This is a genomic window from Dysgonomonas sp. 37-18, from assembly GCF_001899125.1.
Classification (GTDB): domain Bacteria; phylum Bacteroidota; class Bacteroidia; order Bacteroidales; family Dysgonomonadaceae; genus Dysgonomonas.
In genome coordinates this window covers 95372-107112 of the sequence record NZ_MKVC01000016.1, presented here as the reverse complement: position 1 = coordinate 107112, position 11741 = coordinate 95372, and the positions used below count along the sequence as shown (strand labels likewise).

Below are 11741 nucleotides of genomic sequence, written 5' to 3'. Positions count from 1 at the left end.
ATAGAATGAAATCACTTTCAATTTTATCGTCTTTTAATTAACCTGCTATACTAGATATTTTAAGTCCATCATTCGAGCGAGGCTTTCGGATTATAATAGATATGCCTACTATTAAAAACTCTGTTCCACCTCTTTTTATTGTGGATGGAATAGTTATGGAGTCAGATAGTTTAAGTACTCTTAGTTTAGATGACATAAAGTCTATAGAAGTTTTTAAAGAAAATCCTCCACTGATATGTTCTAACCGTTTTAATGGTATTATTCTTATTACGACAAAAGGTAATGAGCCGATTGATTTAGATGATCTTTGCGAAATAACAGTCCTTGATCCCGGTTATGAAACTTTCTTGCTTATGCAAAAGCCCAAAGAATTCTATTCTGCTTCTTCGTTAAAGATACAAAATGCAATGATGGTAAGCGAATGGAATTATCGTTATAGTCAGCCGCTGCACTACAATCCCGATATCTATGAAGTGAAAATTGATTATGAAGCAAATAGATATTATGGGTTAGAATTTGAATATCGCCTGTATATGTTTTTTAAGTTTATTGAAAAAGAACATCGGATTGCTATATTGAATGATTCGCAAACTACCGTTTTATAATAATCTTTGAATGGTTTCGTTCTTTAGCTTTTCTCCTCAATACATACCAACACAAACTCTTTTTCGACCTTGTAATATGCTTTAAATTCGGTGTGTTGTGGCGACCGTGTTTCTTTGGTATTGAATGCTCCTTTCTCTTCAGGAGTAAACTTACTTACAAATAAATTTTTTCGGAAATCAACACCTTCGGCATCAAGGTACTTAAACATAGCTTCTTTTGCCGACCAGTGGAGTAGGAGGTGGATGAGTTCATTGTCCTTGTCAATATATTCCTTGTCGGAAATAAGACGACTTTGTACTCTTTTTATCTTTTCTGATATATACTCCACATCCAGTCCTATGGGTTTCTCTTTATTGATCGCTACAGCTACATAACCTTTGGTGTGAGATACACTCATGTGATAAGATTCGTCTGCGAGAAATGGTCTCCCTGTAGTGTTGTAGCGCACTTCTTTTTCCTCATCTGTAAGTGCTTTTATCAATATCCTCGTCGATAATATTTCTAGTACCCTCGATTCAGCCTTTACTGTATATATATTCTGAATCCATTCGTGATGGGCAAGTAGAGAAAACAGCTCTTCGCAGGTTTCCTCTATCTTCCATATTCCCAATAGGGTTGAATCGGTTATATATTCTTTGTAATATAGCATAATTCTACTTCAAAGGTAGAACTTTTTTCATCAAATCGGTGAATATAGCAGCCATACGTTGTTGTATATACTTGTCTTCTCCGTTATACGGATGCCATCCATACTCTACACCATTTACCTTCTCGTTATTATGAGCATACAAAATGCTATATTGCTTTCCGGTAACGGGGTGTAGGTGATTTTTAGAGAAACCGATATACTTATCGAATTCTACAACCGGAAAGCCCCACTTATCGGCCAACTTACGTATTGCAGAATTGTATATTATACGTGCGTCATGCCAGTGTGTACATAGAACTATGATTGCAGGTTTTCCGCTCGGGGTATTATAATACTTTGAGTTTGTATCAAATTTCAAATTGTAACAATCTGTAATGTAATGCTTGATAACATAGTCGTATGCAGCTGCATAATTTGACCTGTCGAACGGTGTCTTATAATCTTTATAGTTTTCTTTAAGACCGTTTTCACTGGCAACATCTTCATCGTGTACATGCATTATTACGAAAGCGTCTATATCTTCTAGTTGCTGTTTTGTATAAAGCGTATCGGCTGCGATCTTATTTGCCGCATCAGCAATAGCCTCTCCCCCTATAGCCTTGTTTATGGGAGTAGCATCGAGCCTTTTGCAAGCTAATTCGAACCAACCGTTGTTTGATGAGGCAAACGATGCGCCTGTTAATAAGATAGTGTATTTGTTTTTTTCTGGAGATTGGGCGTAGATATTTAATGCCCCTAACAAAATTATAAATAATAATAGCTTTTTCATTTTTCCCTTTATTTTTCCGCGAAACTTTCTTTCAAAATTTCGCCAAAGGTAAATGTTTTAGAGCTATTGTGATAATTTTATTGGGGGTTTAATATTGTTAAATAATACATAATGCCTTTTCTTCAATTTCAATTGGATATATGCAAAAAAAAGCATCATTATTAATGATGCTTTTTTATATATGAAATCAGATACTTTTAGTCTATATAAGCTAAAACCTGATTCTTTTGAACTTTTGCGCCTTGTTTTGTTTCTATTTGGATAATCTTTCCTGAAGTAAGAGCTTTTACTTCTTCGATACCATAATAAGTTTGAACAAAACATACAACATCTCCTTCTTTTACAGATGTGCCAACAACAGGAGCGGTAGAAACATCGTCTACATCAACTTGCCAGATAACCTGTCCGCTAACAGTAGCTTGAAGAGGTTTTGCTTCCGGATATTTAGCTTTAATCGCTTCCGCATCAAATGCAGGTACTTCTACTACCTGACGTGTTACGATGATTGGAGCTCCGGCTTTTTCCTTTTCTTTTTCAAGGTCTATATTGAAACGTTCTTTTGCCAATCCTGATTTGTAGTCACGGTATTGACGGTCGTGCATTGCTAATTCAAACAATTCTTCGTCATCTTGTCCGTAATCCCAGCCGTTTTCATCCATTTCTTTGCGATATGAATCAAGAGCGTCAGGGTATTCATCCTGTGGATTACCTGTATAGAATTCAAGTCCTTTTGCCTTAGCCAATTCAACGATTTCTTCATCCAGTTTGCCAGGAAGCGTACCTGTTTTACCAAGTATCATATTCCAGCTGTCTTTGTCGATGTTAGAGAAACGAGGTTGTCCTTGAGCCATCGAGAATATATTCATCAATGCGATATTTTTCACATATTGGCTGAATGGTGTTACGAGTGGCGGATAACCAAGTTTAGGCCATATATATTCTACTTCTTCGAATAATTGTACTACAAGGTCATTCAATGTAACTTCAGCTTTACCATTGTTGCGAAGGGCCATATTGATAGCCGAATGCATACCTCTAAGGTCGGCCATCATAGAGCCCATCATACCTCCCGGAAGACCGCAGCCTACAAGCAGAGATGTCATTATTTTGTTTGAAGGGTCGATCCAATATCCTAAGAAATCGTCTATGAATGATTGCGTCAATGCGCGAGCTTCCATATAAGCGCTCATATTGATATCAGGTACAGAGAATCCTGCATTTTTGAGCATTGCCTGTATTGTGATAATATCAGGGTGCACCATTCCCCATGCTAAAGGTTCGATTGCTGTATCTACATAGTCAGCACCTGCACGTGCAACTTCGAGCATAGAAGCTACAGAGAAGCCCGGACCTGTGTGTCCATGATACTGAATCGGAATATTTGGATGGCGGTCTTTCAGTGCTTTCACTAGTTTGCCGAGGAAAGCAGGACGTCCTACACCGGCCATATCTTTTAAGCATAATTCGTCAGCTCCAAACTCTACTAATTTGTCAGCAAAGTTTACATAGTATTCTACTGTATGGATAGGGGACGAAGTAATACAAAGAGCAGCTTGAGAAATCATGCCGGCTTCTTTTGCATATTTTACAGAAAGTTCAAGGTTGCGAGGGTCATTCAATCCATCAAACGAACGAGAGATATTAGTCCCTTGTGCATGTTTTACTTTAAACATCAATTGACGAACATCTTTTGGAACAGGGTACATGCGTAGAGCATTTAATCCACGTTCAAGCATGTGTGTTTGGATGCCAACTTTGTTGAAAGGAGCTGTCCATTCACGAACTGCTTTGTTTGGATTTTCTCCGTAAAGCAAATTTACTTGTTCAAAAGCGCCACCATTCGTTTCAACACGAGCAAAACATCCCATGTCAATAATAACCGGTGCAACTTGTGTCAATTGGTCAACACGCGGCTGGTACTTTCCCGATGACTGCCACATGTCACGATAAACGAGGCTGAATTTAATTTCTCTTCCCATAACTTTTTTTAGGTATTATACTGATAAGAGTAACATAAAATGCAGGCTATGTACACTCTAAATATATTAATTCATTAATTGTATATCAATCCTTTAATAGCCTCACAAATTTAGCTTTTTATATCCGAATAAATAAGCAAAAACAATATTAAAATTGTCAATTTGTCATAAAAAAAACGTAATCTTTCTATTTTTTGTTCACTACTCATATGGGTTGCACAAAGAAGATAAAAGTGCGCAATCTTTTTGATTCTGAATGTGAAATTAACCTTTCTAGAGAAAGAATGTGATTTTATAGTACTTATGCTGCGAATGGATTGAAAATCTTATCTGTATTTTTTGATAAAAAACGAAACCCTCATTGATAAGAACCAATGAGGGCTTACTTATATAAATAGATCTTTTTTTATCCTTTTAATGCTTTGTCCATTGCTGCAGCAGCTTTACGTCCATCACCCATGGCCAGAATAACTGTTGCCCCTCCACGAACGATGTCACCCCCCGCATATACATCCGGCAGGTCAGATTGCATTGTTTCCTGATTCACAATGATTGTTCCCCACTTAGAAACTTGAAGACCTTTAAACGTTGAAGGAATTAATGGATTTGGAGATACTCCAACACTGACTATTACTTCATCTATGTCGAACCATTCAGTAGCTCCTTCGATTGCGATAGGCTTACGACGACCAGATGCGTCCGGTTCACCAAGCTCCATCTTCTGTAGGAGCATTCGTTTTACATGACCTTTTTCATCACCTTCGTACTTAATTGGATTATGCAGCGTATAGAACTCAATACCTTCTTCTTTGGCATGTTTTACTTCCTCTATACGGGCCGGCATTTCTTCTTCCGAGCGGCGATAAATGATATATGCTTTTTCTGCACCTAAACGTTTTGCTGTACGTATCGCATCCATAGCAGTGTTACCTGCACCTATAACAGCAACTTTCTTACCCATTTGCACAGGGGTGTCACTTTCCGGGTTTGATGCATCCATCAGGTTGACACGGGTAAGATATTCATTAGACGACATCACTCCAATCAGATTTTCTCCCGGAATATTCATGAAGTTAGGAAGCCCTGCTCCGCTTGCAGCAAAAATCCCTTTGAAGCCTTTTTCTCTCAGGTCTTCGTGGGTAATCGTTTTTCCAACAATACAATTCTTGACGAACTTAACCCCCATATCACGAAGCACATTTATTTCAACGTCTACTATTTCGTTTGGAAGACGGAACTCTGGTATACCATATTTAAGAACGCCCCCAATCTCATGTAGTGCCTCAAATACAGTTACGTCATATCCTCGTTTTGCCATATCTCCGGCAAAAGAAAGTCCGGCCGGGCCTGAGCCTACAGCCGCTGTTTTTATGCCATTGGCAGGAGCTAGTTCGGGTATAGCTACTTGTCCGCTTTCACGCTCATAGTCTGCCGCAAAGCGTTCTAAGTATCCGATAGCTACGGGCTCTTTTTTCATTTTTTGTATATAGATACATTTCGCTTCACACTGCTTTTCTTGTGGGCATACACGTCCGCATACAGCAGGCAAGGCGCTTGTTTCTTTCAGCACTTTAGCTGCTTCAAGAAATTCACCACGTTCTATGTTTTTAATGAAGGTTGGTATTTGGATTCCCACCGGACAACCTTCCATACAAGTAGGGTTTGCGCAGTCGAGGCATCGTGCCGCTTCTGCCATAGCTTGTTCGGCGGTAAGTCCTAAATTAACTTCTTCTTTCAGGGAGTGGCTTCTGTATTCAGCATCCAACTCGGGCATGTGTACACGAGATTTTTCTCCTCGTTCTTTAGCCTTCATCGTTTTACGCAGTTCCTCTCTCCATGGTTCGCTTCGGCGTGCTTGTATATATTCTTGTTCTGTCATTTTAGTCGTAAGTTGTAAGTAATTAGTTATAGGTAATAAGACTGAGCTGATATTTTTAGTTTTACTCAATAATTGATTTAACTATAAGCTCTTAGCCTCATTAGCATTTCGTCGAAATCTACTTCGTGAGCATTAAACTCGGGACCATCAACACATACAAATTTAGTTTTTCCTCCTACCGATACACGACAAGCACCGCACATGCCTGTGCCGTCTACCATAATGGTATTTAATGAAGCCATTGTAGGAATATTGTATTTCTGAGTCAGTAAAGAAACGAATTTCATCATAATAGCAGGGCCTATGGTTACACATAAGTCTACTTTCTCACGATTAATTACCATCTCAACACCATTTGTAATCAATCCTTTGTGTCCGTACGAACCATCATCGGTCATAACTATTACTTCGTCCGAGTATTCGGCTACTTGTTTTTCGAGTATTACAAGGTCTTTGGTGCGTGCTGCCAAGACAGAAATAACTTTATTTCCGGCTCTTTTCATCGCTTCTATAATTGGAAGCATTGGCGCAATACCTACTCCACCCCCAGCACAGATAACCGTTCCGTAGTTTTCGATATGGGTTGCTTGTCCTAGCGGGCCAACAATATCGGTTATGTAATCGCCCACATTTAGTTCGCAAATCTTTTTTGAAGAGGCTCCTACAGCCTGAATAACAATAGTGATAGTTCCTTTGTTAAGGTCAGATGCTGCAATGGTTAAAGGTATACGCTCGCCTTTCTCGCCAACACGTACAATGACAAAGTGGCCGGCCTTACGGCTTTTAGCGATAAGAGGTGCTTCAACCTCAAACTTAACTACGTTTTCAGAGAAATACTCTTTGTCTACAATTTTGTTCATTAAAACATTAGTTTAATCCAGTATAAAGATAATACAGCTATTACAAACCAAAGAAGAATGCCTAGAAGAAAGGTGTTTACACCTGTTTTTTTTACTTCTTCCAGATTAATAGAGGCTCCGATAAAGAATAAAGAAATCATCATTCCTTTTTTTCCAAGCCAGCTGAGATGTTCGTTTGTTTCTGTCATTCCAGGAATATAGTTTCCTATAATGATAGCAACAACAAACAGAAATATAAACCAAGGGATTGTTATTTTCGAGGTTTTATTTTTATTAAAGAACGCAATGCATAGTGCAAGCGGTATAATCCAGAGTGTACGTGTTAATTTTACCGTTGTACCCACTTGCAGGGCCTGCTCTCCGTATGCCGAACAAGCTCCTACTACCGAGCTGGTGTCGTGTATAGCTATGGCAGCCCAATATCCGAAATGGGTCTGATCCATTTGAAGTAGATGTCCGATAGCAGGGAAAATAAATAACCCTACAGCATTTAATACAAAAACAACAGCAAGTGAAAAACTTATCTCGTTGTTTTTTGCCCCCAAAACCGGGGCAACGGCAGCAATGGCACTGCCTCCACAAATGGCTGTTCCGCTAGATATAAGTAATGTTGTGTTTTTTCCTACTTTCAATAATAATCCGAGTCCAATACCCGCCAAAACTGTTATCAGAACAGAGCCGACAGTGATCATAAATCCTGTTTTCCCTGTTTGGATAACCTCATGCATCGACATCGAAAAACCCATGCATACAATAGATGCTTGCAGGAGATATTTTGTTAGCTTTCCTGTTTTAACTACTTCCTCCCCTTTATAGAAAAAAGCGAGTATTATACCGAGAAATAAAGCCAACGGTGCTGAGAAGAACGGGAAGAAACAGCAGATTGGTACGATATAATATAATTTGCTCAGAAACTTTTGCACGATTGTCTATGCCTCCAATATTTTTAATGCTTTGTTTTCGCATTCAGTCATATATTCTCTTTCTCCGGGCCCTTTGTCATTGATCCCACACAGATGCAGTATTCCGTGTATTATAATACGGTTAAGCTCTTCATCGTAATTCGTTCCGAACGTTTCAGAGTTGCTTTTGACTGTATCTACACTGATAAAGATGTCCCCCGATATTATATCATCTTCACTATAGTCGAATGTAATAATATCAGTATAATAGTCGTGTTGCAAATACTGGTTATTTACTTCAAGTATTTTTTTGTCGGAGCAAAAAATAAATGAAATATCTCCAATCTGTTTACCATAAGATGTGGCAACCAGTTTTATCCAGTCTGTAGTTTTACGTTTCTTTATAGACGGAAGTTTTACTTCCTCTGCTTGATAGAGTATAGACATGGTAACTGTATGATAGTTTTATGTATAGCGATTTATTAAAAAATGCTATTAAAAATAGAATTTTAATAACTGCGCGATAAAGGTACAAAAATACAATGTACATTTACTGTATTCCATACTAAAATATATGAATTTGTTTTCGTTAAATGTTTTTTACTGTCTGTTTGCTGTGTAAATATATGATTCGATTGAAAATCGCGTTTTTATAAATAGGGTTCCATTTATGCATAACTTACTCAAAACTTTTATATGAGAAAATGTCTTTTTCTAGTCTTATTGACCTTTATCGGTAGTCATCTTTTTGCACAAACTTTAATTCAAGGAACAGTCATCGATAAGGATAGCAACAAACCTATAGCGGATGTGATAGTACAGTATGGAGCCACTTCGAGAGACTATGTTAATACAGATACTAAAGGAAGATATGCTATTCCGACTGTAAGCGAAGATGTTATTCATTTCCAATGTATTGGTTACAAAGTGAAATCTGTTGCTAAAAGTTCACTTTTGATAAACCCTGTTGTTCGGATGGAATTGAATCCTGTATATCTTAACCCCATTGTTATTAGCCCGGGAGATGCAGATGCTCTGTTGGATGAAGCAATGCAAAACACGAAGAAGAAGCTCTTGCTCGATCTTCATTTGGGATACTTGTTGCACTTTCAGCAGACGAAAAAGTCGGATACATTGCAGAACGAAATATATATGAAGTATGCAACAACACTGAAAGAGAAGGATCTGAAGAAAAATATGAAAAGGGAGAGAGTACCTTATATGCTCAATATTATTGATATAAGGCGTGTGCAACGAACAGTGACTCCTACTTCGGAATTGTACGGGGCAGAATATCATGCTTCACATCTATTTACCTTTGGCAAAAGTGAGAATAACGAAACTACACGTTCTTTCACATCTGATAGTTCATATATCGTTTTGCAGATTGAGCCTCTTCAAGGCAAGGATGGTTGGGCACGAGGTGAGATATTCATTAATAAAGATGATATGACTATTGCTTCTATGGAGATAGAGTCTATCGACTCTGTTTTGGCTAGTCAGCCGTATAAGCGGTATATGGGAAACCGAGTTAAAATAAAGAGAAAGGTCGGTCGTTTCTCTTTCAAAAAGATAGGAGATAAGTATTATATGTCTGATTGCTATACTTACTATCGTTTTCAGACCCTAGACGAATTTGGCAAGGAGGATGAGATCACTTACTTTTGTGATGTTGAGTTTAAAGGTGTCATAGAAAAAAAGCAAATGCGAAATCGGCGTTTGTCGGGTTTCTGTCAAGAGCTGTTTTATTTCCCCGACTCTACCACCCGTGAATTCTGGGATGAAAATTTTGCTCAGGATCTGGAGACTTATTATCAAGGATCGGGGATAGCTCCAACAAGGCAGGTGCCAATGAGTAAAAAAATATTTAATGTAGTTAAGTTTGTTGTTCCTGCCGTGGCAATAGCTCTTTTGGTAAAATGATATGAATAGCCTGAAGATAAAGAATGGTTGGAATTTTATAAATTATCAAAAATAGGTGATCAAATCACGCCTTACTTTGTTACATAAATAGTTAATACACAAAAAATAGATAATATGGAAAATCATGAATGTGACTTATTGAATGAAAAGCAAATACAGGAGTTAAAAGCTCTGAAACGTAAAAATAGGAGGAGAAATGCATTCTGGCTCTTAATGGGATTGCAGGTTGGTTCGCTTGTAGTATCTTACTATTTAGGACGTTCGCATAAATAATAGATTGATTATCGAACTAAACTAGAAATGCACCTTTTACGAAAAAAAGGTTTCTCGAATTAGTTTGTTGCTTCTCTTTTCTCCCTCTTTATCGCTTTCTTTATCATTATCATGCGTTCCAGCTCTTGTAATAAAGAACTGTCTTCAACTCTGATTAGCATCCACTTACCATCATGTAGCTGAGGTGTTTGATCGAATATCGTTGTGAACAGATTGCTGAAGGACTCCCTGTACGCATTAAACGTTATAACTTCTTTCTTACCATATATAAGGATTACTGAGAATGCATCTTTTTCGGGAAGTATGGATACTAGTGTTTTACCATTCTTGCGGTAGCGAATAATTACCCCATAATTTTTCCCTCCAAAAGAAATCTCTTGTTCGAAGTTATAGTTTTCATTCAGAAAATCAAGTAACGAATCAAAGGCTTGCACTGCTTCTTTCTGTGCAATAAACTCTCTTATCTCATCCATATTGGGCAATGGATCTTCCCTATAAATTCGTTCAGGTAATGGTGTATTCATAAACATCTTATTTCTGATAGTTGTAAAGATAACTATTTTTCGTTGAATTTTGGTTTTCTGCTTATAATTAAATGTACGACAAGACATAAGCTTACAAAAAAGGCTCCTGTAAATACAACGCCATTCCATCCATAAGCTCCCCAGGCCTTACCTCCTACGAATGTCCCGATAGAACCTCCTATGAAATAAGAGACCATATAAACTGTATTCAAACGATTGGCAGCTTCTGGCTGGGATGATAGTACAATTGTTTGATTGGTGACATGCATTGCTTGCAGCCCCATATCTAAAAGAATAATACCCACAATGATTCCTATGTAAGTGCTATCGGCCATCCCAAACACGCCCCACGAAACGATCATAATGAAGGTCGCTATGGCTATAAGCTTGTTTTTGTTTACTTTGCCCGATGCTTGTCCTACAAGGGTAGCCGCCAGCGCACCTGCTATTCCGAACAAGCCCAAAGATCCGGCCACATCGCTTCCCTGAAAGTAAGGAGCTTCCTGAAGCCTGAAAGTGAGGGTAGTCCAAAATGCAGAGAAAGAGGCAAATCCCAAAGCTCCCCTTAATGAAGCTAATTGTAAGCTCGGAATGCTTCGTGCATATCGTATAACAGATCCCATCAGTTGTCCGTAAGTGCCCTTAAAGGTTGGTTGCATATTTGGTAGCATCCATGCAATGAGTACAGCTAGTATAATCATGAGTCCTGCAGCAATGAGGAATACATTCCGCCAGCCGAGATATTCTCCTACAACACCGCTAAAAACACGTGACCCTAAAATGCCGATAAGCAATCCACTCATAACGATACCTACATTTCGTCCCTTCTCTTCGGGACGCGATAATTGGGCTGCTATGGGCACAAATATCTGAGGAACAACAGATGTAAGCCCGATACAAAAGCTCGCTGCGAGCATGACTATTAAGGACTTACTCAAAGCGAAAACGACTAATGAAAGGATTATGAAAAAGAAATCGATAAGGATAATCTTTTTTCGTCTAAACATGTCACCAAGTGGAATTATAAGTAATAATCCGGCAGCATATCCCATCTGGGTAAACATTGCGACCTTACTTGTTGCTGACTCAGATTCACCCAGTTCTTTGGCTATAACGCCCAGTAAGGGCTGATTGTAGTAATTGTTGGCTACTACAAGGCCTGCACCTATTGCCATCAGCCAAAGGATGCTTTTTGATAAAAACAATTCGTTTTCTTTTTCTGGCATTGTTGTCAAATTTACTTTTATTCAGCTTAAAGCCTTTTATCGTTTTTACACCTTAGTCGTAGACTTTACTGTGATTTATTTAAAATATTGTGAAATGCTTAAGTTGCATATAAAGAGATATTTATTGTCAAAAAGGTGACAAAAGTGACAC

The 11741-nt window shown here is 38.2% G+C and carries 12 protein-coding genes; 3 read left to right on the top strand and 9 right to left on the bottom strand.

All coding sequences use genetic code 11. From position 1 onward, the window contains the following. Positions 1-101: 101 nt before the first annotated feature. Entirely contained in the window at positions 102-605 is a 504-nt protein-coding gene (locus BGO84_RS06160) for a DUF6146 family protein (protein WP_291028466.1), read from the top strand. A 23-nt stretch (positions 606-628) separates the two neighbouring features. Here the strand turns inward: BGO84_RS06160 and BGO84_RS06155 are convergent, their stop codons facing one another. From BGO84_RS06155 to ybeY, 7 genes are all read right to left on the bottom strand, one after another. Next, positions 629-1255, bottom strand: coding sequence for a 4'-phosphopantetheinyl transferase superfamily protein (locus tag BGO84_RS06155; protein ID WP_291028464.1), 627 nt, complete (start codon positions 1253-1255; stop codon positions 629-631). A 4-nt stretch (positions 1256-1259) separates the two neighbouring features. Continuing rightward, positions 1260-2024: a DUF5040 domain-containing protein gene (locus BGO84_RS06150; protein ID WP_291028462.1), complete on the bottom strand. Its 765-nt coding sequence runs from the start codon at positions 2022-2024 to the stop codon at positions 1260-1262. Between the two features lie 197 nt (positions 2025-2221). Next, positions 2222-4003, bottom strand: coding sequence for a biotin/lipoyl-containing protein (locus BGO84_RS06145; protein ID WP_006842002.1), 1782 nt, complete (start codon positions 4001-4003; stop codon positions 2222-2224). A 406-nt stretch (positions 4004-4409) separates the two neighbouring features. Beyond that, entirely contained in the window at positions 4410-5882 is a 1473-nt protein-coding gene (gene gltA / locus BGO84_RS06140) for an NADPH-dependent glutamate synthase (protein WP_291028460.1), read from the bottom strand. Positions 5883-5959: 77 nt separating this feature from the next. Then, a complete protein-coding gene (locus BGO84_RS06135; protein ID WP_135107047.1) occupies positions 5960-6742 on the bottom strand; it encodes a sulfide/dihydroorotate dehydrogenase-like FAD/NAD-binding protein in 783 nt (260 codons plus the stop codon). Then, positions 6742-7665, bottom strand: coding sequence for a putative sulfate exporter family transporter (locus BGO84_RS06130; protein ID WP_291028458.1), 924 nt, complete (start codon positions 7663-7665; stop codon positions 6742-6744). Before BGO84_RS06130 ends, BGO84_RS06135 begins: the two co-directional genes overlap by 1 nt. A gap of 6 nt (positions 7666-7671) precedes the next feature. After that, positions 7672-8091, bottom strand: a complete 420-nt coding sequence (gene ybeY, locus BGO84_RS06125; protein ID WP_135107043.1) for an rRNA maturation RNase YbeY — start codon at positions 8089-8091, stop codon at positions 7672-7674. 249 nt (positions 8092-8340) lie between these two features. Between ybeY and BGO84_RS06120 the strand changes: the two genes are divergently transcribed. Together BGO84_RS06120 and BGO84_RS06115 are read left to right on the top strand one after the other, a co-directional pair. Further along, complete coding sequence (locus BGO84_RS06120; RefSeq protein ID WP_291028456.1) at positions 8341-9567, top strand: carboxypeptidase-like regulatory domain-containing protein; 1227 nt, start codon at positions 8341-8343, stop codon at positions 9565-9567. 114 nt (positions 9568-9681) lie between these two features. Next, on the top strand, positions 9682-9840 hold the full coding sequence (locus BGO84_RS06115; RefSeq protein WP_006842008.1) for a hypothetical protein: 159 nt from the start codon (positions 9682-9684) through the stop codon (positions 9838-9840). Positions 9841-9899: 59 nt separating this feature from the next. Here BGO84_RS06115 and BGO84_RS06110 read toward each other — a convergent pair whose 3' ends face one another. Together BGO84_RS06110 and BGO84_RS06105 are read right to left on the bottom strand one after the other, a co-directional pair. Beyond that, a complete protein-coding gene (locus tag BGO84_RS06110; protein WP_291028454.1) occupies positions 9900-10364 on the bottom strand; it encodes a DUF3788 family protein in 465 nt (154 codons plus the stop codon). Between the two features lie 32 nt (positions 10365-10396). Continuing rightward, a complete protein-coding gene (locus BGO84_RS06105; protein WP_291028452.1) occupies positions 10397-11590 on the bottom strand; it encodes an MFS transporter in 1194 nt (397 codons plus the stop codon). Positions 11591-11741: the final 151 nt, after the last annotated feature.